This window comes from Pseudomonas sp. D47, from assembly GCF_045447305.1.
Lineage (GTDB): Bacteria > Pseudomonadota > Gammaproteobacteria > Pseudomonadales > Pseudomonadaceae > Aquipseudomonas.
Genome location: NZ_JBJGXU010000019.1, coordinates 80,851 through 102,392, shown reverse-complemented (window position 1 = coordinate 102,392; position 21,542 = coordinate 80,851). Strand labels below are relative to the sequence as shown.

Below are 21,542 nucleotides of genomic sequence, written 5' to 3'. Positions count from 1 at the left end.
GTCGAATCGTCGCACCGCCGCTCCCACAGGGGATCTGCGCTTAACTGAACGGCATTACGGCAAGCCCGCTCGCCACGAAAGCAAGCCAGCTCCCACAGTTGAACAGCGTCGCGTCCCTCAACCGAGGCGTCGGCGCCAATCGCCGCCATGCTGGGCGCTGCATGCTTGCTCGGAGTCGAAGCGCACGCAGCGATCAATGTTCACCGCCGTCACCTCGGCCTCGTGCAGCGCCGCCGCAGTCAGCTCACGCATGCGTTGGTCGGCGCCAGTTGCCAGGGCGTGGTCCTGATTGGCGCGGGTATCGAACACCCAGGTCACCCGCAGGCTTTGGGGGAAGGCGGCGTAGTCGACGGTGTGGGTCAGCCAGTCGAAGCCTGGAATTTCGGCTTTGGCGGTTTCACAGGCTTCGGTGAGTGTGGCGACCAGGCGGCGTTCGAGGCGGGCGATGTCGCGTTTTGGGGAAGGCATTAAGGGGTTCCAATAAGTTAGCGCTTAATCATCTGTTTTTTGGGTGTTTTTAATAAAAGTCATAGTAAAGCGCCCATTCGCCAGTGACGACGTTCTTCCAGAACATCAAGCTCCCGCTGTCCACGACGTTGAGGTTTATTTTCGCGTCAGACGATAGCTGGAACACAAACTCAAAGCCCGCGCCCGGGTCGACGCCCGACTGGCAAAACGAAGGGTAGCCGCCGATTTTATGTTCGTAGGTATGGGTGACCACGTCGTAATAGCTTTGAATCTCGCCGGCTCGTTCCAGCTTGAGTATTTCATCCTCCAGATCAGCAGGTACGCCGCCGCCATCCCACAAAGGAAAATCCTTCGGCACAGCTTCCGCCTTCAATGGGAAGGGTTTCAGGAAGGAGTGCGCAACCGGTAGCGGCTTGCGCACCAGCACATCGTCAGCGCTATATTCGCGGATCAGCCAGTTGTTTCCCATGGGCTCAAAGTGCTCGGGAAATGGGTCCGACATAAACAGCGTCAGTACGCGAACCCCTTCAAGCGCCGCGCAGTGGAAGGGCAGGCCGGGCAAGTAAAACTGCGCATAGGGGAGTAGCTGCTCCCCGGCGTCGTTGGTCGGCACCCCTTCGTCAGGCGCGAACAGAAACACCTTCCCAAGCCAGCTTTCTTCATCGTCACCGCAGGGGCGAAAACCTCCGGCAATCAGTTTGAGGGCAGGTCGGGCCAGGCGCTGCTGGATGTCTTTGATCTCCATGGTGATGTGAAACTCCTTTAGCACTGGATATCACACCGCGCCTCAACGGCGTGCAGCCGTAAGGTCAGGCCCGATGCGAAGCACACGACAATATGATGGTCTGCCGGAAAGGTATCCGAGAGGTAGAACGCTTGCGTCTCGGCATCGGGCGCCACAATGCCGATCGCATGCAGCACTGTGTCATCCTCGAGCGGGCTGTCGTGGCGCCCGGTCGCCGAGAAGTAACTCACTTCATGGAACATGACGGTGATTTCCCGAGGTTCTTCGGGCGGCACCCAGTCCTCGGTTCGCCGCGTAAACCGCAGTGACAGCGTGCGCTTTTCCAAGGCGTAATGGATGGCGCGGGCAACATAAAAATTGTGCAGGTCGCATGCCCGACCCTCGACCTCAACTTCTATATGCCCGAGTGCGAAACCATGAAACTTCATCGTGCCGTCCTATCGCTGTTGAAACGCCACTTTCAGCCCCAGCCCCATAAACAGCGTGCCGATGATTTTACCTTCCCAGCGACGCAGCCTGGAAGAACGCCTGGCGTGGCGTGACCGCAGGCAGTTCAAGCCACGCGTGTGTGCCGGTTTTGGCCATAAACGCCCGCACGCCTAAATAAATCAGGTACGACGCGCCCACCCACTTCACTGCGTTAAACGCCGCCGCCGAGGTCATCAAGATCGCCGACAAACCCAGTGCCGCGCACAGCGTATGAATCAGGTCGCCTGTTGCCACCCCCCAACCCGGTGGCGATGCCGACCTTACGCTCGCCTTGCAGCGTGCGAGTGAGTACCAGCAATACCGAGGGCCGGGGATCAGGAACAGACCGATCACCACGGCGACATAGGTGAGGAGGGAGGCGAGTTCAAACATGGCGGGCTATCTCGGAACAGGCCGCGGCTTACAGTAATCCCCATGTCGGCGCTCAATGCAACGCCGTTTCAGGCGAATGCGTCTTCGATAAACGCCTCCAACGCCTTCTCCTCCAGAATCTCGATAGAGAAATGCCCGAAGCGCTTGGGCAACCAGATGATGCGTTTCCCATCCGGCGACCGCAGGTCCTCAAGGGTCAACGGCTTGCCGTTTTCATCCTCCGGTTGCACCCCGGTGGCGATCAATTCGGCGTAGGCCGTTTCGATGTCCGGTGTGGTGTAGCAATGCCGGTAGATCATCCCTTCGCCGTGTGCGTCCAACAGCTCGCGCAAGTTGCCCGTCAATGGCTGAACCAGCATGAAACGCTCCTGGCCCATCAGTGCAATCGCAAAACGTACCTGCAGGCCGCCGCGATTCCAGACCTGGGTTTTGGAAATTTTGGCGTTGAGAATCTTTGCGTAGTAGGCGCACACCTCTTCGAGGTTCTCGACCAAGACGTCGACGTGGCTGAACTTTAAATCCATTGCAGGGCTCCTGGCGAGTGGCGGGTATTGCTGATGCGGCGGTGCGGGGGGGTGGCAAGCCTGACAGCGTGTTTTATCAGGATGGGCCGTACTTCCCTGAAGCTGACCCGGCTTCACCTTATACAACCATTGCGACGGATCGCAACGGCGATGTGGTGGCGCAGGGGTGGTTTGAGAATGCGGGTATTGCGTTGCACAAGATGCCGCAGGGTGAGCTTTTTGGATCGCTGATACGCAGTGCTGAGCGGTAGGGCACGCCTGTCGGGTTGGTTTTAACCGGCAGATTGAATATCTACCGCCGTGACCTCCAAAGCCCGCCTCAAGCTGATGGCTCATTCCATCACCCTGAGGACAGTGCCCATGAGCACGCCTAACACGCTTGCAGCGGTACCAACGCTTCAAGAAATACGCACTCACCTGCTTGAAATCGACCCTGGGTTGCGTACCCAAACCAAGCTTCCCGTGGAGTTGCCAGCCGAACTGTTGGCGTTGGAAAAGCTCAACACCACCTTGATCACCGCCAACGACGTCCTGTTGAACCGATCACGCAGTTTGTTCCAGGCATTGACGCAGGCAGATCTCACCCAGGCAGCCGGCCAGACGCTGCTCGCCACGCTCAAAACCGATTTGAACACACACCTGCAAGGCCTTGACGAAGCCAGCACCGTGGACGGTCTGGGCCGCAAGAGCTACATGACCTCCACGGCCGGCCTCAGCGCGCTGGAACAGCAGGCCACGCTGGATGTGCGTGACCATCTGCTGTCTCCCACCGAACAACGCATGATTGAAGACTGCTCCCGAGGCCCGACCTTTCGCCCCGGCATGTACTCGCTCAATTTCAGCTACCAGGACGCGATCGTGACATTTGCGGGGGCCTTTGTGCTCACGCGCAAATCCAGCCCTGTGGTGGATAACCTGACGTCGGGTGAGGACCTTGGCCAGGTCCTGTTATTTACCCCAAACCGAGGCCTGGAGGCTTTCGATTCTCTGGCAGAGCTCGACCAGTGTCTCAAGGCGAGCCTGGGGCTGCTGGCGGGCCACGCAGAGTTTTGCCGCTATTTGCCGGTGCGTTACCAAGCGCTGGACGTAGCGGGTATTTGGCCCCTGCAATTGCTGCCCATTGAAGGCGAGCCACTGTTCGAACATACCTACAACGCGATGCTCGATAAGCGCCGCCAGGACGTCGACCTGGCCTTGAGCCTGGTCGACAACCCGTTGCACGACGCAGCGCTGCTCAAATTGGCACTGGACAACGCGGTAAAGGCTGCGCTCCCGGATTTGTCGTTACGCCTGGCATTCAGGCAGCAACAACTGTTGGAACGAAGCTTGTACAACAGCCTGCCTGATTGGTATCGCAGCGCTGACGCGATCAGCCAGCAAACCCTGAGTGGTTTCATACAAGGTTACAACCAGGCCCGAAATACCTTTATCGATCTGCTGGGGCCTGCCGCTTCGCCCCAGGCCTTGGCGCTTTATCAGTTGACCGAGTACCTGGACGAGGAGCTGGAGATTCATGACCTGGATCTGCAAAACCTGCAAGTCACGACCCGCCGTAACGTTGCCTACGTCGGCATCTACGAGCAGCAGCGCAACCTGGCGCAGCTGAGCTATTCGGGGCTGCATACCGGTGATGAGCGGCCTGCCTCGGACTTTCTGGCCAGCACTGCCCTGACCTACGCGGGCGCACCACTGCAGGGCCGTCATGCTGAGCTGAATGCGTAAAGCCTGCTGGATATACTTCGCGAACCGGACCTGCAACCGCGCCTGGACTTTGCGGCGCTGCAAAAAGCCATGCAGCGCAAACCTGAATTCAAACAGGCTGCCCTACACCTGTTCGATCAACGCCTGGTGTTGCTCGCTTATGTCGCCAAGTTACGAGGCGACTTGAACCCGGCGAACTACCTGTTGTTCGAGGACCTGCGAGCCGGCACAAACCCGCGTTTGCGTGCGCAGACCGTGCTGCTGCATGGCGCGCAACTCAAAGACCTGTGGTTATTGCGTGAGGAGGATGCCGATGGCCAACCCCAGCGCTTGCTGTTGTGCACCCCCGGCTCGCCACGTGAGCAACAGTTCCTTGCCTTCACGAGCGAGCGCGAATGCCAGACCCATATCATCGACTGGGCCGATGACAAAACCCGGTACAACGGCCAGACCATGAGCGACTACTTGCTTGCGCAATGCCCGCTGCGTTTTCGCCCGAAGATGGGCACGTTCCTCGCCGGGCTGGGCTTCAAGCCCGACGCGAAGGAACACGAGGAAGTGACATTCGGCACTCTGTGCACCCATACAGTCTGCCTGGAGGCCATGGTTGTTCATTCGCAAAGCGCAGCGCTGGATGACTACGAATACAGCACCCCGCTGTGGTACCGCTCTGCCTCGGCGCCAGACCGTACCCGGTTGACCAGCCTTGGCGAGGATGCTGCGGGTGCCTTGCACGCCTATAACAGCCGGCCGGATTCAGAAGCGAACTTCATTACCTTCAACGCCTATCTGCACGAGCAAGCCAAACTCAGCCTGAACACGCTATTGGGCCGTAGCGAGAATGATATTGACCCGGACACCGTGTACGTTTCGGCGCCTTGGCCGTTGGTGGGCGGCCTGCCGGCGCCTATGTCCTATACCCAGTTATACAGAGACGGCTACAAGGACAACGTCGGCTTCATTGACCCTAAATTCTCGACCTCGGCCACCTTCAGCGGGCCGAAAGGGCTCGACATTAGCCTCCTGACTCCGCAAAAGGTTTCCCGCGCGGTGACCGGTGTGTGGATCGGTCAGCGTTATACCGAAGAAGTTCGCGACAAGTTGCAAAGCGCAACCAGCCCCGGTTACACCGAGCGGCGCAACGCTACCCTGGCGATTAACCAACTGCAGATGAAATACGCGGCGTTGGACTGCTGCCTGCGCGGCCATATCGCCCGGGTCGACCTGACCTGGCTGGAACACGCCATCGACAGCCTTGGCGATACCACGGTTGCGACCCGCAATACCTATAAGGTCCATCGGCTGGTGATTGACGGCGAATGGGTCATCGGCAATTACCTGTTCAGCCATGCTGACAACCCGGTTCTGCTGTACACCCCCAACGCCCCCGATGGCATCGACGTGCGTGAGGCTAAGCTGTTCAACTACTGGCTGAAAAAAGTCGACGGTGTATCGGACTATCTCCATGGTCGAGTGACGGTCAAAGCCAGGACCCGGATCGGCAGTTTTCTGAAGGCTGCCCGCGATGGGTTGCCCGAGACGATAGATCGCACGACCTCAAGCCCCGCACGTCATGACCCGATAGCCCTTGTCACGCCCCTGGCAGACCTGCGACACGAGCTGTACAACATGGTCTTGCAGCGCAAAATAGATGATGTGGTTGCCACCACGGTCAACCGCACGGACATGATCATGGGGGTTCTCTGGACGTGTGTAGAGCAGGTCACCGCCATCGCCACCCTCCCATTTCCTGCCTTGAGCCTGGGCCTGGGTGGCCTGCTGGCGTTCAAGGACGCCATGCTTGCTATCAACGCCTACCACCTGGGCGACAAGGATGGCGCGCTGCAACACTTCATCGGCTACCTGGCAAACCTGGGCGGCGCGGTGGTGTTCGACGTCCGCCCGGCCTTCAAAGGCCCGTTTAACGCATTGTCGATCAGGCCGGCGCTTAAAGCGGCAAAACTGGCCACGCTGGTTAAGGCGTCCGACCCTCGCATTCCTGGGGATATGAACCCCGTGCTCTTTGACGCCAAGGCGTTCTGGGTAAAGAGCACACCGGATTCCATCGGTCGTCATCTGCTGTATCGCTACGATTCGCTTACCGGGCAAATGCATTCAACCTCGCGTCTGGTCAACCAAAATGCCGAGGGGCGTTGGGTACGTTTTGGGGAGGTGGGAGGAGGGCGCAGGAAGTATCAGGCCCTTCATGAGGACGCTGAGCAGCCCCTGGCCAAATACGAGATTTCATCGGTACAAGGCAAAAATTTCAGAGTGGCACTCGACCCGGATTTCCGCAAAAGCCTCGTCGACTATCCTGACGAAGTGCTTGCGACAGGCGCACGAGTGGAGGCCTATGAGGCGTTTCAGGCGCTACGCGACAGCTATCCCAACCAAGTGAAACAGCTGGTTCAGGACGCAGACGCATTCTACGCCTCGCCGCCAGCACGCCCGACCCGCACCGGTTTGCCGGTACTGGCGCCAGATTCCAGCCCCTCCAGCGTGCTTGCCGCCCTGTTCTCCCTCAAGAAGGGGCTGATTATTGGCGCACCCAACGCCAGCGTCGCCAGCAAGCAATTACTGATCGAAGACATTCAGGCATTGGCTGCGCTAGGGCTCAAACGCTTGTACATCGAGAACCTGCCGGCTGATGTTTTTCGCAGCAAACTTAGAATTATCAACGGGGAAGTCAAAGGCAAACTTGCGCACGCGTTGAGTACCGTCGAGGACCACCTGGCACGGGTCGACAAGGCGCTAGGCTGGGAGGCAGATGCCCCCTTTACCTTCCGCAAACTGATGCTGGAAGCGCACAAGCACAAAGTCGCCATCGAGGGTGTGGACGCGTCGAGTTCCTATCATATGGAGCATGTGTTGGCGCTCTCTGATGCACAACGATTTATCCCGCGCAGTGGCAAACTCAGAAATTTTTATTCGCACAAAGCCCTTGCGACCCAAAAAGCCGATGAAGGTTGGATCGCCCTGGTCGATCACAACCGCGTAGGGAGTGTCGACGAACTGCCGGGGCTGGGCGACTTGCAAAATGTCGTCGTCCTGCGTGTTGATGACGTTGCCCCGGGCCAGGCCGTGGGCGTCCTGCCCGATAGTTCTGCCGCCCAGCTGGCCCGGGGTGACTACAAGCTGACAATGGCAGCAGCGTCACAAACGGTGCCGACGGCCGGCCCCTCAACGGCAGTGCCGGTGCCGCTTGCCCCGTCCCACTACACGGCGTTTGATCTGCCCGCGATCCATAAACCCAACTTGGACGAAATGGTCTACTCGCAAAACGCCCTGGATACCCGATATGGCTTCACTGCCGAAAGCCCAGATGTATTGGCGTTCGGCGCTTTCAGGAGCACTCGCAATCGCTTGGATAAAACCGCCAGAGACGCATTTGCCGCTTACACCCCACCGGTACGCGCCGATTTCACCGACCTCGCCACGGCGACCACTGAAGAGGCGTTTATCGAGAAACTGTATAAACAAAAGTTGGGCCTTGTCATCGGCGAAGGCCACGCTCATCAATCGAGCAAACAGGCCCTGATCAAACACATGCAGCGGTTCAAAGCGCAGGGCGTCAAAACCCTGTACATGGAGCACCTGCTGACCGATCTGCATCAGGCCGAGTTGGACACCTTTTATAAAACGGCGAAAATGCCGAAAAACCTGCAGCGTTATCTGAGCGCACAAGATGCTGGCCATATGGGCCGTTATCGGGGTGACAACACGTATACCCATGTGGTCAAGGCCGCTAACAAGGCCGGAGTGCGCGTCCGAGCACTCGATTGCACAGCCAGTTATCACACCCGAGGTATGGAGGCGGTTCACGGCCGCTATAACGTTTTCAGCTATTTCGCCAATGAGGTGATCAAGGCTGACCAGGCTGCAGTGGGCCCCCATAAGTGGGTAGCGCTCATGGGCAGCGGCCACCTCGATAGCGTCCATGGTGTACCGGGTATCGCGCAATTGCAGGATGCGGTCAGCTTGACGGTACGCGATGTCGCCCCCAGCAACGCACGCCCGTTGCACCGGGGCGGATGGGAAATCCTCGAAGGCGGGATAGGCAGCTCCGGCAGCGTAGCCGTGCGCAGTGACTTCAAGATAGACGTCGCGATTGCCGGCAGCTCTCCACCGCTGCCCCCGGCCCAAACGGATCGCACGTGGCTGAGAAATATTGACGACTTCCTGATCAAGCGGCCGTCATTAGGCGAGGCCAATGTGCTCCACCGTGCCGACAACGGAGAGATTGTTTCCACCCCCATTCAAATTGACGATAAGGGCCAGTTTTTTGTTGAGCGTTGGCCGCAGTTGAAGGATCAACGTTTCTTCATGTTTGAACACGTGAACGAGGCCCTCAAGGCACACACGCGTTTGACCGCCGCCTCTACTAAGACCCAGCCAGGCGCACGGCTGAAAAATATCGGCGACTTCCTGATTGAACGGCCTGCAGTGAACCAGGCCACGCTGATGCGTCTTTCCGAAAACCGAGAAATCATTTCTCATCCGATAAAAATGGACAATGTGGGGCAGTTCTATATTGAGAACTTTCCACGGTTGAACGAGCAACGTTACTTGTTGATGGAGGACGTGGTTCAAGCACTCAAAACCGAACTGAACATGACAGCCGTCCCCTCGACGACGTCGTTGCGCTCACGGTTGAGGGAGAGCGGCGACTTTCTGATTGAGCGGCCTTCTGCGGCGCACACTAATCTGCTCCACCGAGCCAGGACGGGGGGAATTGTCTCCACGCCTATTCAAGTTGATGTCGATGGGCGTTTGTTTATTGATCGTTGGGATGATTTGAAAACCAGACGTTTCGATACCCTTGGGCAATTGATCTTCGCCCTCAAGGCAGGAAAGGGCATGTTACCCGCCTTCTAATCGCTTGACCCACTTTGGCCCTGGCCCTGCATCTTGTGCGGGCAGGGCTTTTTAACCGTCGATGTGGCGCTGTCTGTTTGATAAGCAACTGAGGCGTTGAGCTGAAAACAGCCCGTCGATGTGCATACCGGTCTACCATGGGGGCCCGGTAGTGGTTCCACGCACTACCGACCTCTCTTCTCAAAGGTATCGCTGATGTCCATCGACCAAATCTCCCTCCCCAAAGGCGTAGGCCCTCACGCGGCCAAGCTCCTCGACGCCATCACCGGCGCCTCCACCCATGAAGAACTCAACCGCGCAGGCGGCAAAGCCGAAGGTTTTGTGTTGGGGCTGGAATCCACTAAGGCCATCAAAAGCCAGATCGCTGAGTCGCTGTATGTGGCTTACGACGACGCGGCGAGTAATCGGGCGGGTGAGTTGAAGGGTTGAGCATTAGCTAGATAGGGCGTTTTGCGGTGCAATTTGCGCGCAGGTCGTTAGACTGGGCACCTTTGATTTCTCAGGATGAGGCTGTCATGTTTAAAGTTGCTCTGGCGTCACTGCTGCTGACCTGCACCTTCTGCGCTTCGGCGGCTTCGGGTGTCGATGTGTCGAAAATTTACGGCAACATCCAGTTCGTCGATCACTATCCCGACTACAAGGTTAAGGTTGTTGACCACTACCCTGACCTCAAGGTACAGCGGGTAGATCATTACCCTGACTCAGCCGGCAAATGGAAAATGGTCGATCACTACCCGGACTACAAGATCCAGATCGTCGATCACTACCCCGACTTCACCATTCAGTACGTGGATCACTACCCTGGCGCTAATTGAAGGCAGCGCCATCAGCGCGCTGGCGCTCACACAGCTCTCCAAAAAGCAAAATTGGGCGGGTGCGTTGAAGGGCTGATAATCAGCCAGGGCAGGGCGCTTCGCGGTCCAGAAGTCTGGCCGTGAGCAGTACGCCCAGTTCGCTCAGTGGGTGGATAGCCAGTGCGATGGCGCGGTGTTTGCCGCACAGGTCTTCGGACAGGTCGAGCAGTAGTGTGCTGACGCAGGTGAAGGTTTCGTAGCTGTTGGGCTGGCGTCGGGGACGACGGTGAAGAGGGTGGTTGAATCCTGTGTGACGTTAACCGTCGTTAAGTTCCTTGCTTGGGCTACAACCCCATCGCTACTAAACCCGATCAGCCTTGAGACGGCCACTCCAGCGCATTCCCCTGTGGGAGCGGGCTTGCCCGCGAAAGCGGTGGGTCAGTCAACATCAATGTTTGCTGGGCCGACGTCATCGCGGGCAAGTCGAGTCGTCGCACCGCGGCTCCCACATTTAATCTTCGCTGCTCTGAGCATTGCGTTCGCTTAACTGAACGGCATTAGGGCAAGCCCGCTCGCCACAATGGCTTGCGGGCCACAGATTTTCTCTGTGCACCACAAAGGGCGGCGGCGGTGCTTAAAAGGCTTGGTTTACACCCACCCCACGCATGATCGAAAACCGTGGGTCGAGCAGCTTCAACGTTTGTTCTCCCTTCAAGCGTCCCACCACCACGTGATAGGTCTTGGGCACTTCGGAAAGGTGTTCCGGGTTACGCGCCAGTTTCTCAATCGCCGGGGTTTTGGCCCACGGGGCGATGGGTTGCTGGCGGATGTCCACGGTCACCACCCAGGATTTTTCGACGGCGGCGCCCATTGGGTGAGTATTAGCGGCGGTGTTCTGGATCTTGGTGATTGCATAACCTTGGGCGTAGCAGAACCCGGATTTTTCCTGCACGTAGGCGGCGCGGCCGGGCTCGGAGAGGGTGTAGGTTTTATCGTTTTTGGCAAGCAGGCCGGCGTCGGTCAGGGCGTCGAAGGCGGGCTGGTTGGCGCTGGAGGTGCCGCTGCTGAAGCTGTCGCTCAGGGTGATGGGGAAGTTGCTGAACATGGGCGCGGTGACGCAGGAGGCTCCTTCCAGTCGGGGTTGCAGCACCGCTTGAATGTCGGTGTCGGAAGGGCTGTCGCTGCAGGCCGTGAGCAGCAAGGCGCTGGTGGTGATGAGGGCCATTTCTCTGATGCGCATCGTTTTATCCTTGACGATTGGTTGCAGGCGAGCAAATTGTATAGAAACATTGCAGTAACGAAACCCACTCCACACGTGGTGTAGCGTCGGAGGTTCTAACGGCGCTGAATACACAGGAACGCTCATGACATTGACCGTCAAAACCCTCCTCGAACTGGCCATGGCCAACCCCATCAACGCCGAAATCACAGCGCGCCTGCCCGCCCTCGGCGTTGACCAGTGCATGCTCACGGCCGGCTGCCTGTTCCAGGCGGTGTGGAATCATCAGTCGAACCTTCCCGCCGACCAAGGCGTAAAGGACTACGACGTTTTCTACTTCGATACGGACCTGTCCTACGAGGCTGAGGACAGAGTCATCCGCTCGGCCGAGCAGTTGTTTCAGGATTTGGGCGTCAACGTCGAGGTCAAGAACCAGGCGCGGGTGCACCTTTGGTACGGCGAGCGCTTTGGTCGGCCTTATCCGCAGTTGCACACGGCTAAACAAGGCGTTGATCGCTACTTGGTGGCGGGCACGTGCATCGGGCTGGAGATTGAAACGGGTGAAGTGTATGCGCCGTATGGGTTGGAGGATGTGGCGCAGGGTGTGCTGCGGATTAATCCTCATCACCGCGAGCCGGAGTTGTTTGCGGCCAAGGCCAAGAGTTATCAGGCGCGCTGGCCGTGGCTGAAGATTGTGGCGCCTGATTCTGTGTGAACTTTTACCCACTCCACAGGCGTCTTATCCTGAAATGAACCCTGACCGCTGACACCAGCCAAGGACAGCTCATGATCTTGCTTATTTTCCTCATCGCCTGCGGCGCCGCCGCCAGCACCGGCATCATTTTCAAACCCGGCCAGTGGTACGAAGCCCTGGTCAAGCCCAGCTTCACACCGCCTAACTGGCTGTTCCCGGTGGCCTGGACGGTCATCTATCTGCTGCTCGCCTGGGCCGGTTACCGCTTGACCATGATCCCCGGCAGCCAACTGGCTTTGGGCTTGTGGGCCGCGCAGATTGCGTTGAATACGCTGTGGACGCCGGTGTTTTTCGGCGCGCATCGCATCTTCGCCGCGATGGTGGTGATAGTGCTGCTGTGGCTGGTGGTGGCGGCGCTGGTGGTGATGGCGTTGCGTTTGGACGTGATCACCGGGCTGATCCTGTTCCCCTACCTGGCGTGGCTGAGTGTGGCGGCGGCGTTGAATTTCTCGATTCTTCGCAATAACCGCTGATGGCGCACACCCCCTGGCCTGCCAGCGAGCCGGAGCTGGCCGAGATGCGCGGCTTTAATAAAAAGCTCGCCTGGTTGCCGCGCTTTAAAATCCGCAACCGCATGACGCCGCGTGTGATCCAGGCGCTGCTGCGCGTCAGTCAAACGCTCAAGAAGGCCCCGGCGGCGCAAACCCATCTGGTGGGCTCGGTACCCGTGCGCATCCTGCGGCCGACGGGTAAACCCAAGGGCGTGGTGCTGGATATCCACGGCGGTGGCTGGGTGATCGGCAATGCGCAGATGGACGATGACCTGAACCTGGGCATGGTGCAGGCGTGCGGCGTGGCGGTGGTGTCGGTGGATTATCGGCTGGCGGTCGATACGCCGGTCGAGGGGTTGATGGAAGACTGCTTGGCCGCCGCTCGCTGGCTGTTGGGCGACTGTCCTGAGTTTGCCGACCTGCCGGTGATCATTGTTGGTGAATCAGCGGGCGGCCATCTGGCGGCGGCGACGTTACTGGCGCTCAAGCAATGGCCGCAGTTGCTCGCGCGGGTGAGCGGGGCGGTGTTGTATTACGGGGTTTATGATTTGACCGGTACGCCGAGCGTACGCGCAGCCGGGCCGGACACGCTGTTGTTGGACGGTCCGGGGATGGTCGAGGCCTTGCGTATGCTCACGCCGGGGTTGAGTGATGAGCAAAGGCGGCAGCCGCCGTTGTCACCGTTGTATGGCGACTTTACGGGGTTGCCGCCGGCGTTGATGTTTGTCGGCGAGCTGGACCCGCTGAAGGATGACACGCTGTTGCTGGCTGAGCGGTGGGGGGCGGTGGCGCAGGTTGAGGCGCACTTGCTGCCGGAAGCTGCCCATGGGTTTATTCATTTTCCGGTGGCGCTGGCGAATAGTGTGCTGGTCTACAGCAGGGCGTGGATCACTCAACAGATCAATGGCCGCTACACAGGTGGAAAGTCTTCGTAGGATTTTGGCAGGTAGCCCCAAATTCTGAGTACGTCAGCCCGAACTTCAAACTCGAACCCGATGTGTGCAACGGCCTGGGATATTTCTTCCGTGTGGTCAATGAGCGTGTCCGGGCGCAGCATTCCCTTGGCGGGTGCAATGCTCCGCAGGCCGATATCGAACCACTCGACGTAAGCAAATGGAAACGGCAGGTGGTAAAACCACTCGGTATCCCAGCCCGAAATATAGCCTGTGACGGATTTGGATCGAAAGGATGGCCGCCACCCCTCAAGCTGGCGAAAGTGGTTAATCAGTTCATTCCACTTGGTGTTGTTAGCCGCGCTTGCCAGGTTTCTTGCCGCGACAGCGGCCTGTATTTGCTTGCGTTTTTTATCATTCTGGCCTGCGTCTGCCATTGGCAGTTCGTGCATATTCAGCCCTTTTGGCCCCTGTGCATCGGGGCGGCTATCTTAGCGCCCAGCCGCCGCAGGGCATTAGTCGTGCTGCCTGGCGTCGAATGAAGTCACCCATCTGGTTTCCATACCAACTAGGCACTTTGGCGGTTCGTTGATCAGTACGGCTGCATCGTCACCCTGATTCAGATAGGTCAGGTAATCACCCGTCTCAAAGGTGATGTTGAACCCAACAAGCGAGGCTGTCTGGTCCCTTGCTACATCGATAACCCCGTGAACCTCGGTGATGACCTTACCCACCAGAGACGGCACGGATAAGCTGGCAAACAGGTTTTCCCTACGCCACGAGCAACTGCTCGCGTCATCAAGCTCAAAGGCCTCAGCTATTTCCAGCGCAGATAGATCCGCCCCGACACTTTCGCCATCGCTTAGCAGGTACATCGTAACGTGCGCAAGGTCGTCGCATCGCCACTCGAGCGAACCTATGTCGTCGACGCTTTTCTCATCGTTGAAGTAATACTGGTCATGCGAAAGCTCGCGAAGCCGTTGGCCGACCAGCAAGCGTGCATGGCTTAGGTCCTGGCCGATTCTCTCGCGAGAGCGGGTATGACGGTTAACCATAGGGGGGCCTTTTCTGCGAATGGCATGGAACGGTACATTAGACTAAACATTGGCTTGCCCGCTGACGGATTTGTGAAGTGGTTGAACTTAAAACCTGATCAATAAGTCAGGATAAGCAGCTGCTTCTCTCCCCTCACAAGGATGTCACCATGCGCGAATACACCCTGAACTACCTGTTCAACGGCGAGCCCCGTACCCACGTGTTTGAACTCAAACAGCCTGAACTGCCATTGCATGAGGCGGCGATGCATGTGTTGCAATTGCATTTTGGCGATGCGGAGAATGGACTGATCCTGCCGCCTGCGGATGCGACGCCCGAGGAGATTCTGGAGCAGGCAGAGGTGGTGGGGATCACCCAGATCAAGGTTTTATGAACCAACGGCCCGTCCTCCAGGCAGTCACTGCCGCGGACAGTACTGCGGTGCTGGCCTTCGTGCTGGAGGCCCGCGCCGAGCTTTTCCCCAAGCTCAGCGCCACGGGAATGCCGGACGACCTGGCACGGTTTGATGCGACCTACCTTCAAGGCGACGGCCAGTTCCTGATCGCTCGCGCCGAGGGCCAGATGGTCGCAGCCATTGGCTACTTGCCCTACGACGGCCGTTTTCCGCAGTTGGATTACCAAGGCCTCAAGACGGTGGAGGTGGTGCGCCTGTTCGTACTTCCAGCGTTTCGCCGTTCTGGTCTGGCAGGCGAGTTATACCGCGCACTGGAGGCCAAGGCGCGGGCGGATGGAGTGGAGGTGGTTTACCTGCATACCCATCCGTTTCTTCCTGGGGCGATTGATTTTTGGCTGCGGCAGGGGTTTGAGATTGTCGATGTCGAAGCCGATCCGGTGTGGCAGACGACGCATATGCAGCGGTATCTATAGCGCCGAAGACCTGATGTGGGAGCTGGCTTGCCGGCGGTGGCGGTGTGTCAGCTAAGGATATGGCACTGATCCACCGCTATCGCCGGCAAGCCAGCTCCCACAGTTCAACTGTGTTGTTTTGAGGTCCGCTGTTAGCTCATCAGTTCGAGCGCAGCCGCAAGATCTGCGCCCCATCAAACGGGTCTGTCAGGTAATGCGCCTGCACGCCAAACGTGTCTTGCAAACGCTGCGGCGTCAGCACTTCCAACGGCTTGCCCAGTGCCACCAACCGCCCGCGATCCAGCACCGCCAGCCGATCACACGTGAGCGCCTGGTTCAGGTCATGCAGCGCAATCAGGGTGGTCACCGGCAGCGCCTGCACGCCTTTCAAGATCGCCAGTTGATGCTGGATATCCAAGTGATTGGTCGGCTCATCCAGCAGCAGAATCTGCGGGCGTTGCGCCAGGGCGCGGGCGATGTGCACGCGTTGGCGTTCGCCGCCGGAGAGGCTGCGCCAGGCGCGGTGGCTCAGGTGGGTGGCGTCCACGTCATGCAGGGCCTGGTTGACGATGGCGTCGTCTGCGCCGGCCCAAGGGCTCAGCGCCGACAGCCAGGGCGTGCGGCCCAACGCCACGGCGTCGAACACGCGGATGGCGTCGTCGGTGTCGGCCTGTTGTTCCACCACCGCCAGCTGTCGTGCAATGGCGCGCCGGGACAGGTCGCCCAGGCGTTGGCCGCCCAGGCGCACTTCGCCGCTGCCAGGCGTGCGTAACCCGGCCAGCAGTTTGAGCAGGGTGGATTTGCCGGAGCCGTTTGGGCCGACGATGCCGAGGGTTTCGCCTAAGGCCACGTCCAGGTGAACATCACGCAGTAACTCGGCGTCGCGCACCTTAAAACCCAGGCCCGTGCAACTGAGTACCGTCATCGCGCATTCCTCCGGCCGATCAGGATCAACGCAAACACCGGCGCGCCGACCAATGCCGTGACCACGCCGACCGGAATCACCTGGCCCTTGATCAAGGTGCGCGACAGCACATCGGCGGCAATCAAAAACAACGCGCCGCCCAAGGCGCTGGCCGGCAGCAACCGCGAATGCCCGGTGCCGACCAGCAGGCGTACGGCGTGGGGGATCACCAGCCCGACAAAGCCGATAGAGCCGACCAGCGACACCATCACCGCCGTCACCAGCGCCGCGCAGCCCACCAGTACAAACTGCACGCGGCGCACTGGAATGCCCAGCGACGCTGCCGAGTCGGTGCCGAAAGTGAACGCATCCAGCGCGCGGCGGTGCCACAGGCATACCGCCAAGCCTGCGACCGCCACCGGCACCGCCAGCCACACCGACGGCCAGCGCACGCCGCTGAGGTTGCCCAGCAGCCAGAACAGAATGCCGCGCGCCTGTTCGGAGCTGGCCGACTTGGTGATCAGGAACGCGGTGAGGGCATTGAACAGCTGCGAGCCGGCGATGCCCGCGAGGATGATCTGGCCGGTGCCGCTGGAAGAACCGCTGGCGCTCGCCAGCAAAATCACCAGTGCAAACGCCGCCATCGCCCCGACAAAGGCACCTGCCGAGAGTGAAATCAGCCCGCCGCCCACGCCGATCAGTGCCACCAAGACCGCGCCGGTCGAGGCGCCGGCGCTGATGCCCAGCAAGTAAGGGTCGGCCAGCGGGTTACGCAGCAACGATTGCAAGATCACCCCGCAGGTGGCCAACCCCGCACCGCACGCGGCGGCGACCAGGGTGCGGGTCAGGCGGTAGTTCCACACCACGCCTTCGTCGATCGGGTCCAGCACGTAGCCGGCGGCCAGCAGTTTATTGGCGAGTACTTGCAACACCACCTGCGGCTCGATGGCGGTTTCGCCGATGGCCACGCCGGCGAGTACGGCGAGCAACAGCAGTGTCAGGGCGAGTAGGGAGCGGATCATTTGTGCAGGTCGTAGCCGTCGATGGCGCCGGCCAGTTGTTCCAGGCCGTCGAACATGCGAATGCTGGCTTGCAGCGCCAGGGCGTCAATAATGATGATGCGGTTGTTTTTCACCGCGTCCATGTTGCGCGTGACGGGGTCGCTGCGCAGGAAGGCGAGTTTCTTTTCATGGTCGTCGGCCGGGTAGCGGCGGCGGTCCATGCGGGCGATCACCAGGAAGGTCGGGTTGGCCTTGGCGAGGGTTTCCCAGCCGACGGCTGGCCACTCTTCATCGGACTGTACGACGTTGCGCAGACCGAGGGTTTGCAGCATGAATTCGGGAATGCCCTTGTGACCAGCCACGTACGGGTCGCTGGCCATTTCGGCGCTGGAGAACCATACCAGCGCGCTGGCCTGCTTGAGGCCTTTGCCTTGGGCTGTGGCGACGGACTTGGCCAGGCGCGCCTTGAGTGCGTCGTTCAACTGCTGGCCGCGCGCTTGTACGTCGAAGATCTCGGCCAGTTGGCTGATGCTCTTATAGACAGTGTCGATGCGAAACGGCTCCAGCCGCGTGCCGTCGGCGCCGACGAGGTTGTCCTTGCCTTCGCAGTCGGAGGGCAGCAGGTAAGTGGGGATTTTCAATTCGTGGAATTGCTCGCGGGTGCCGACCACGCCCTGCGGGCCGACCACCCATTCCAGCTCTGCGGCCACCAGTTGCGGGCGCTTGGCGATCACCGCTTCGAAGCTCGGCTCGTTGTCGGCCAGGCGCTCGATGTTGTCGTTCTGAGCCTTGAATTGCGGCAATACGCTGTTGAACCACAGTGAAGTGCCAACCACGGTGTCGGCGACGCCCAAGGCATAGAGCATCTCGGTGGCGGCCTGGCCGATGGTCACGCTGCGCGCGGGCGCTTGCTGAAAGGTGAGGGTGCTGCCGCAGTTCTGCACCGTCAGCGGGTAAGCAGTCGGTGTGGCGTGGGCCAGGCCACAGAAGGCGAGGCCGGTGATCAGGGCGGTAACGCGTGGCAGCATGGGGCAATCTCCGGGAGAACCGTACGTGACAACAGGGGAGGTACGGCTCGGAAATACACCCACGGACGCTGCAGGTTTTGCAGGGCACGGATGGCCTTCCCGGACACCCCGCCGGTCAGTGATGTAGCTGGGCCGGCAGGTCTCCTGACTGATGCGTCGTCGCCTCGCTCCGGCCTTCCCGGGCAATGCCCAGTGGCGATGTGGAGCAGGCTCAGCACCTACAGTTGCGGGGGCAGTTTCGATTGGCGCGATGGGCTGCGCTTCGAATTCCCTATTAGTCCCGTTTGGGAACCGGCGCGGTATGGTAGTCGATCATGGCAACGAGGGGGAGCCTGATCCGCGCAATTGGCCTGTTGCAGCCACTGGGGTCTCTATCCCTTGGCATAGGGTGTACCATCAGTCTCTGTTCATCAGATATTAGTCAGACATGCCCACGCATAGCGAAGAGAGCCGCCGGATCGTAGCTTCTCTGGCGCACCGTGTTGGTCCGCACGCTGACACTGCAAGCATCGCCACGGCGATTGTTTCCATTTTGCAGGATATGGGCGCAGCACTGGCGCCCATTATCGGCCAGCAAGGCGTCGCCGCGCTGTACCGCCGCAGCTTCCATCTGTGCGTCTCGACCCGTCCACGCCTGGCCGGCACCTATGACAGCGTGCCGGCCGCGATGGACCTGATTGCCCTCAAATCCGTACTCGTCGAGCAGAACGAAACCGATGCGCTGTTTTTCGGTGAGGTGTTGCTGACAACCCTCTACGAGCTTCTGACCACGCTGATCGGGCCTTCACTCACCGCACGTCTGCTGGTTGACGTGTGGAAGCCTTCTTCGAGCGACACCTCTTCGCAGGAAATTTCGCCATGAGCACCAAAGTGACTATCAACCGTCTGGCCACGGGTGTGCCAGGACTGGACGAGGTCCTGGGCGGAGGCCTGCCGGAGTTTTCGTTCAACTTGATCGCAGGCCCTCCTGGGTGTGGCAAAACCACCCTGGCGCACCAGATGATGTTTGCCCTGGCCACACCAGAGCGCCCAGCGCTGTTCTTTACCGTCCTCGGGGAGCCGCCGCTGAAGATGCTGCGTTATCAGCAGCAATTCGATTTTTTCGACAGCGAAGCGATCAACCAGTCGATTCGCTACATCAATCTGGCCGACGACACCTTGGCCGGCGACCTGGACGAAGTGTTGCGGCGCATCGTCAGCGAGGTCGAGGCGCATTCGCCGTCGCTGGTGTTTGTTGACTCGTTTCGCTCCGTGGTGCTGGCCAGCCAGACCCAGCACAACCCGAACAACAACCTGCCGCAGTTCATCCAGCAACTGGGCATGTTGATGACCACGTGGCAGGCGACGACCTTCCTGATCGGCGAATACTTCACCGAAACCGACACCAACCCGATTTTCACCGTGGCCGACGGTCTGATCTGGCTGCGCCAGAGCGTCGAGCGCAACTCGATGGTGCGCAAGATGGAAATTATGAAGATGCGTGGCCAACCGACCTTGCCGGGGCTGCACACCTTCCGTATTGCCACTTCGGGCGTCAAGGTGTTCCCGCCGGCTGCTATCAATCGCGCAGTTGACGCGCCATCGACGTTCCCGATCACCCGCCTGAAAATGGGCGTGCCGGCACTCGATGAGATGCTCGGCGGCGGCCTGCCTCGCGGGTATTCGCTGTTGGTGGCCGGGCCATCAGGCTCGGGCAAGAGCATCCTGGCGGCGACCTTCCTGGCCGAAGGCGCGCGCAACGGCGAAACCGGGGTGATTGCGGTGTTTGAGCAACGGCCCAACCATTCGCAAAACCCTAAATTGGCCGAGTTGATCAAGCGCGACAAGATTGGCTTGGTGGACAGCCGCTCGCCGGACCTGTCCATCGACGAAATCGTGCAATTGCTGCTCGGCGAAATCAGCCGTTTGAACGCCACCCGCGTCGTCATCGACTCGCTGTCGGGCTTTGAACTGGCGCTGGCGCCGACCTTTCGCGCGGACTTTCGCGAGTCGCTGTCACGCATGGTGACTGCGCTGACCGCTGTGGGGGTCAGTGTATTGATGACCTCGGAGCTGGAAGACCGCTACACCGACCTGCGTTTCAGCCCTTACGGCACCGCGTTCCTGACCGACGCGATCATTGTGCAGCGCTATATCGAAGTCGAGAGCCGTTTACTGCGCATCATGGCGGTGGTCAAGGTGCGCGCCAGTGCCCATTCCGATCAACTGCGCCAGTACCACATCGACGATAACGGCCTGCAGATCCGCGACATGCTGCCCGAGCAGGAAGGGTTGCTGGGCGGGCGGCCGACCAAGAAAATTTCGACGGGAGCCAAACATGTGTGAGCCCGACTCATGAGTGACGGCGGCCGTAAGAATGACAGTGAGCTGAAGAATGCTGCTCACGAACTGTTCCTGCTTGGGCAAAAAACCGTGGAGGCGCGCGCCGTACTCGCCGCCCTGCAACAGCAATTGACTGACGCCAGCAGCCGTCTGGTGGATACCCAGCACGTCGAGCAGGTGATCGAGGCCAATCAGCAATTGGTGCTGGCGATTCTTCTCGCGCAGTCAGACGCGGTCAATCTGCCGCGTGTGGAGGAGCAGCGCCTGTACCAGGAGCTTCGCGAGGCGAATGCGCAATTGGTGATCGCGGCACTCAGCGCCCAAGACCTGCAGGCGACCGCCGAGCGTGCGCTGGGCCAGCAGAAAAGCATCCTGGCGATGGTCGCGCATGAGCTGCGTAACCCGTTAACACCGATCAGCATGATCGCCGAGCGCATGGTCCGGCTGCCCAGCGACCAGCTGCCGCGCATGCGTGAGCTGATCGAAGGCCAGGTGCAGCATATTTCACAACTGGTGGACGATTTGCTGGACGTGTCCCGCGTCAGCACGGGCAAGCTGCACATCGAACGCAGGGAGGTCGACATGCTGCAGATTCTGAGAAGCGCCATTGATGCGTGCGGCCCGGTGATGCGCGCGAAAAATCAGCGGTTCGATGCCCACCTGCCTGACGGCAGCTTGATGCTCATGGGTGACGCGGGGCGCCTTGCGCAAATTCTGCATAACCTGCTGGCGAATGCAGCCAAATACACGGCGGTGGGCGGTACCATTGTGATGTCTGTCAGCGTGGCGGATGAGTTGAGGATCAGCATTGCTGACAACGGCATTGGTGTGTCGGCCAAGGCGCTACCGTTTATCTTTGATCCTTATGTGCAGGATGAGCACGCCATCGGCTTTAACGGCTCTGGCTTGGGGATTGGCTTGACGGTGGTTCGCGAGCTGGTGGAGGCGCATGGCGGCAAGGTCACCGCCATCAGCGAGGGCAAGGGCTGTGGCAGTGAGTTTGTGGTGACGTTGCCGTTGTTGAATGCCTGATTAGCGCCATCCTTTTGGCGAGCGGGCT

Annotated in this window: 23 protein-coding genes, 2 pseudogenes and 1 riboswitch; of the genes and pseudogenes, 13 read left to right on the top strand and 12 right to left on the bottom strand. The window is 59.7% G+C overall.

Annotated features, from left to right (window positions below; translation table 11 throughout):
* Positions 1-117 precede the first annotated feature (117 nt).
* From ACI77I_RS15255 to ACI77I_RS15235, 5 genes are all read right to left on the bottom strand, one after another.
* Positions 118-468 (bottom strand): hypothetical protein, encoded by a 351-nt coding sequence (locus tag ACI77I_RS15255; RefSeq protein WP_094952126.1) that lies wholly within the window; start codon positions 466-468, stop codon positions 118-120.
* 49 nt (positions 469-517) lie between these two features.
* Positions 518-1,213, bottom strand: coding sequence for a DUF1963 domain-containing protein (locus ACI77I_RS15250; protein WP_094952127.1), 696 nt, complete (start codon positions 1,211-1,213; stop codon positions 518-520).
* 17 nt (positions 1,214-1,230) lie between these two features.
* On the bottom strand, positions 1,231-1,641 hold the full coding sequence (locus tag ACI77I_RS15245; RefSeq protein ID WP_242151317.1) for a hypothetical protein: 411 nt from the start codon (positions 1,639-1,641) through the stop codon (positions 1,231-1,233).
* A 67-nt stretch (positions 1,642-1,708) separates the two neighbouring features.
* Entirely contained in the window at positions 1,709-2,074 is a 366-nt protein-coding gene (locus ACI77I_RS15240; RefSeq protein ID WP_406997875.1) for a LysE family translocator, read from the bottom strand.
* Between the two features lie 68 nt (positions 2,075-2,142).
* Positions 2,143-2,598 carry a VOC family protein gene (locus ACI77I_RS15235; protein ID WP_406997874.1) on the bottom strand — a complete coding sequence of 152 codons (456 nt, stop codon included), beginning with the start codon at positions 2,596-2,598 and terminating at the stop codon, positions 2,143-2,145.
* Between the two features lie 11 nt (positions 2,599-2,609).
* Here ACI77I_RS15235 and ACI77I_RS15230 point away from each other — a divergent pair.
* The 5 genes and pseudogenes from ACI77I_RS15230 to ACI77I_RS15210 form a co-directional block, all read left to right on the top strand.
* Positions 2,610-2,849: pseudogene (locus tag ACI77I_RS15230) on the top strand (hypothetical protein); the annotation flags it as partial.
* Between the two features lie 109 nt (positions 2,850-2,958).
* Entirely contained in the window at positions 2,959-4,320 is a 1,362-nt protein-coding gene (locus ACI77I_RS15225) for a hypothetical protein (protein WP_406997873.1), read from the top strand.
* A gap of 162 nt (positions 4,321-4,482) precedes the next feature.
* Complete coding sequence (locus ACI77I_RS15220) at positions 4,483-9,174, top strand: toxin (RefSeq protein WP_406997872.1); 4,692 nt, start codon at positions 4,483-4,485, stop codon at positions 9,172-9,174.
* Between the two features lie 195 nt (positions 9,175-9,369).
* Entirely contained in the window at positions 9,370-9,603 is a 234-nt protein-coding gene (locus ACI77I_RS15215) for a hypothetical protein (protein WP_034136025.1), read from the top strand.
* An 86-nt stretch (positions 9,604-9,689) separates the two neighbouring features.
* Positions 9,690-9,989 carry a hypothetical protein gene (locus tag ACI77I_RS15210; RefSeq protein WP_263273611.1) on the top strand — a complete coding sequence of 100 codons (300 nt, stop codon included), beginning with the start codon at positions 9,690-9,692 and terminating at the stop codon, positions 9,987-9,989.
* A 79-nt stretch (positions 9,990-10,068) separates the two neighbouring features.
* Here the strand turns inward: ACI77I_RS15210 and ACI77I_RS15205 are convergent.
* Positions 10,069-10,340: pseudogene (locus ACI77I_RS15205) on the bottom strand (DUF6124 family protein).
* A 262-nt stretch (positions 10,341-10,602) separates the two neighbouring features.
* On the bottom strand, positions 10,603-11,208 hold the full coding sequence (locus ACI77I_RS15200; protein ID WP_242151297.1) for a hypothetical protein: 606 nt from the start codon (positions 11,206-11,208) through the stop codon (positions 10,603-10,605).
* A gap of 124 nt (positions 11,209-11,332) precedes the next feature.
* Between ACI77I_RS15200 and ACI77I_RS15195 the strand changes: the two genes are divergently transcribed.
* The 3 genes from ACI77I_RS15195 to ACI77I_RS15185 all read left to right on the top strand — a co-directional run bounded on the left by ACI77I_RS15195 (position 11,333) and on the right by ACI77I_RS15185 (position 13,367).
* Positions 11,333-11,902, top strand: a complete 570-nt coding sequence (locus ACI77I_RS15195) for a nucleotidyltransferase family protein (RefSeq protein WP_406997871.1) — start codon at positions 11,333-11,335, stop codon at positions 11,900-11,902.
* Positions 11,903-11,973: 71 nt separating this feature from the next.
* On the top strand, positions 11,974-12,414 hold the full coding sequence (gene tspO, locus ACI77I_RS15190) for a tryptophan-rich sensory protein TspO (RefSeq protein ID WP_094952134.1): 441 nt from the start codon (positions 11,974-11,976) through the stop codon (positions 12,412-12,414).
* The gene (locus ACI77I_RS15185) at positions 12,414-13,367 is read left to right on the top strand and encodes an alpha/beta hydrolase (RefSeq protein WP_406997870.1); all 954 of its coding nucleotides are present in this window, start codon (positions 12,414-12,416) and stop codon (positions 13,365-13,367) included. Before tspO ends, ACI77I_RS15185 begins: the two co-directional genes overlap by 1 nt.
* Here ACI77I_RS15185 and ACI77I_RS15180 read toward each other — a convergent pair.
* The gene (locus ACI77I_RS15180; RefSeq protein ID WP_176462976.1) at positions 13,343-13,777 is read right to left on the bottom strand and encodes a DUF6678 family protein; all 435 of its coding nucleotides are present in this window, start codon (positions 13,775-13,777) and stop codon (positions 13,343-13,345) included. The genes ACI77I_RS15185 and ACI77I_RS15180 overlap by 25 nt on opposite strands.
* A 63-nt stretch (positions 13,778-13,840) precedes the next feature.
* Positions 13,841-14,380, bottom strand: coding sequence for a hypothetical protein (locus ACI77I_RS15175; protein WP_094952137.1), 540 nt, complete (start codon positions 14,378-14,380; stop codon positions 13,841-13,843).
* 149 nt (positions 14,381-14,529) lie between these two features.
* On the opposite strand from ACI77I_RS15175, the gene ACI77I_RS15170 reads away from it, so the two are divergent.
* Both ACI77I_RS15170 and ACI77I_RS15165 read left to right on the top strand, forming a co-directional pair.
* A complete protein-coding gene (locus tag ACI77I_RS15170) occupies positions 14,530-14,754 on the top strand; it encodes a hypothetical protein (RefSeq protein WP_406997869.1) in 225 nt (74 codons plus the stop codon).
* Positions 14,751-15,248, top strand: a complete 498-nt coding sequence (locus ACI77I_RS15165; RefSeq protein WP_406997868.1) for a GNAT family N-acetyltransferase — start codon at positions 14,751-14,753, stop codon at positions 15,246-15,248. The genes ACI77I_RS15170 and ACI77I_RS15165 overlap by 4 nt, the downstream gene beginning before the upstream one ends.
* Positions 15,249-15,387: 139 nt before the next feature.
* Here ACI77I_RS15165 and ACI77I_RS15160 read toward each other — a convergent pair whose 3' ends face one another.
* Genes ACI77I_RS15160 through ACI77I_RS15150 form a run of 3 tightly spaced genes read right to left on the bottom strand, consistent with a single transcriptional unit; the run spans position 15,388 to position 18,160 of the window.
* Positions 15,388-16,152, bottom strand: coding sequence for an ABC transporter ATP-binding protein (locus tag ACI77I_RS15160; RefSeq protein WP_242151285.1), 765 nt, complete (start codon positions 16,150-16,152; stop codon positions 15,388-15,390).
* Complete coding sequence (locus ACI77I_RS15155) at positions 16,149-17,153, bottom strand: FecCD family ABC transporter permease (RefSeq protein WP_406997867.1); 1,005 nt, start codon at positions 17,151-17,153, stop codon at positions 16,149-16,151. The genes ACI77I_RS15160 and ACI77I_RS15155 overlap by 4 nt, the downstream gene beginning before the upstream one ends.
* Positions 17,150-18,160 carry an ABC transporter substrate-binding protein gene (locus ACI77I_RS15150; RefSeq protein WP_242151282.1) on the bottom strand — a complete coding sequence of 337 codons (1,011 nt, stop codon included), beginning with the start codon at positions 18,158-18,160 and terminating at the stop codon, positions 17,150-17,152. The genes ACI77I_RS15155 and ACI77I_RS15150 overlap by 4 nt, the downstream gene beginning before the upstream one ends.
* 116 nt (positions 18,161-18,276) lie before the next feature.
* A riboswitch (cobalamin riboswitch) is annotated at positions 18,277-18,471 on the bottom strand.
* 116 nt (positions 18,472-18,587) lie between these two features.
* Between ACI77I_RS15150 and ACI77I_RS15145 the strand changes: the two genes are divergently transcribed.
* Genes ACI77I_RS15145 through ACI77I_RS15135 form a run of 3 tightly spaced genes read left to right on the top strand, consistent with a single transcriptional unit; the run spans position 18,588 to position 21,514 of the window.
* Positions 18,588-19,022 (top strand): hypothetical protein, encoded by a 435-nt coding sequence (locus ACI77I_RS15145; RefSeq protein ID WP_263273604.1) that lies wholly within the window; start codon positions 18,588-18,590, stop codon positions 19,020-19,022.
* Complete coding sequence (locus ACI77I_RS15140; RefSeq protein ID WP_094952143.1) at positions 19,019-20,485, top strand: ATPase domain-containing protein; 1,467 nt, start codon at positions 19,019-19,021, stop codon at positions 20,483-20,485. Before ACI77I_RS15145 ends, ACI77I_RS15140 begins: the two co-directional genes overlap by 4 nt.
* 9 nt (positions 20,486-20,494) lie before the next feature.
* Entirely contained in the window at positions 20,495-21,514 is a 1,020-nt protein-coding gene (locus tag ACI77I_RS15135) for a sensor histidine kinase (RefSeq protein WP_406997866.1), read from the top strand.
* Positions 21,515-21,542 lie beyond the last annotated feature (28 nt).

Excerpts from the sequence above, each read along its gene's own strand:
- ACI77I_RS15255 (WP_094952126.1), bottom strand. The coding sequence starts at position 468 with ATGCCTTCCCCAAAACGCGACATCGCCCGCCTCGAACGCCGCCTGGTC.
- ACI77I_RS15250 (WP_094952127.1), bottom strand. The coding sequence starts at position 1,213 with ATGGAGATCAAAGACATCCAGCAGCGCCTGGCCCGACCTGCCCTCAAA.
- ACI77I_RS15245 (WP_242151317.1), bottom strand. The coding sequence starts at position 1,641 with ATGAAGTTTCATGGTTTCGCACTCGGGCATATAGAAGTTGAGGTCGAG.
- ACI77I_RS15240 (WP_406997875.1), bottom strand. The coding sequence starts at position 2,074 with ATGTTTGAACTCGCCTCCCTCCTCACCTATGTCGCCGTGGTGATCGGT.
- ACI77I_RS15235 (WP_406997874.1), bottom strand. The coding sequence starts at position 2,598 with ATGGATTTAAAGTTCAGCCACGTCGACGTCTTGGTCGAGAACCTCGAA.
- ACI77I_RS15225 (WP_406997873.1), top strand. The coding sequence starts at position 2,959 with ATGAGCACGCCTAACACGCTTGCAGCGGTACCAACGCTTCAAGAAATA.
- ACI77I_RS15215 (WP_034136025.1), top strand. The coding sequence starts at position 9,370 with ATGTCCATCGACCAAATCTCCCTCCCCAAAGGCGTAGGCCCTCACGCG.
- ACI77I_RS15210 (WP_263273611.1), top strand. The coding sequence starts at position 9,690 with ATGTTTAAAGTTGCTCTGGCGTCACTGCTGCTGACCTGCACCTTCTGC.
- ACI77I_RS15200 (WP_242151297.1), bottom strand. The coding sequence starts at position 11,208 with ATGCGCATCAGAGAAATGGCCCTCATCACCACCAGCGCCTTGCTGCTC.
- ACI77I_RS15195 (WP_406997871.1), top strand. The coding sequence starts at position 11,333 with ATGACATTGACCGTCAAAACCCTCCTCGAACTGGCCATGGCCAACCCC.
- tspO (WP_094952134.1), top strand. The coding sequence starts at position 11,974 with ATGATCTTGCTTATTTTCCTCATCGCCTGCGGCGCCGCCGCCAGCACC.
- ACI77I_RS15185 (WP_406997870.1), top strand. The coding sequence starts at position 12,414 with ATGGCGCACACCCCCTGGCCTGCCAGCGAGCCGGAGCTGGCCGAGATG.
- ACI77I_RS15180 (WP_176462976.1), bottom strand. The coding sequence starts at position 13,777 with ATGCACGAACTGCCAATGGCAGACGCAGGCCAGAATGATAAAAAACGC.
- ACI77I_RS15175 (WP_094952137.1), bottom strand. The coding sequence starts at position 14,380 with ATGGTTAACCGTCATACCCGCTCTCGCGAGAGAATCGGCCAGGACCTA.
- ACI77I_RS15170 (WP_406997869.1), top strand. The coding sequence starts at position 14,530 with ATGCGCGAATACACCCTGAACTACCTGTTCAACGGCGAGCCCCGTACC.
- ACI77I_RS15165 (WP_406997868.1), top strand. The coding sequence starts at position 14,751 with ATGAACCAACGGCCCGTCCTCCAGGCAGTCACTGCCGCGGACAGTACT.
- ACI77I_RS15160 (WP_242151285.1), bottom strand. The coding sequence starts at position 16,152 with ATGACGGTACTCAGTTGCACGGGCCTGGGTTTTAAGGTGCGCGACGCC.
- ACI77I_RS15155 (WP_406997867.1), bottom strand. The coding sequence starts at position 17,153 with ATGATCCGCTCCCTACTCGCCCTGACACTGCTGTTGCTCGCCGTACTC.
- ACI77I_RS15150 (WP_242151282.1), bottom strand. The coding sequence starts at position 18,160 with ATGCTGCCACGCGTTACCGCCCTGATCACCGGCCTCGCCTTCTGTGGC.
- ACI77I_RS15145 (WP_263273604.1), top strand. The coding sequence starts at position 18,588 with ATGCCCACGCATAGCGAAGAGAGCCGCCGGATCGTAGCTTCTCTGGCG.
- ACI77I_RS15140 (WP_094952143.1), top strand. The coding sequence starts at position 19,019 with ATGAGCACCAAAGTGACTATCAACCGTCTGGCCACGGGTGTGCCAGGA.
- ACI77I_RS15135 (WP_406997866.1), top strand. The coding sequence starts at position 20,495 with ATGAGTGACGGCGGCCGTAAGAATGACAGTGAGCTGAAGAATGCTGCT.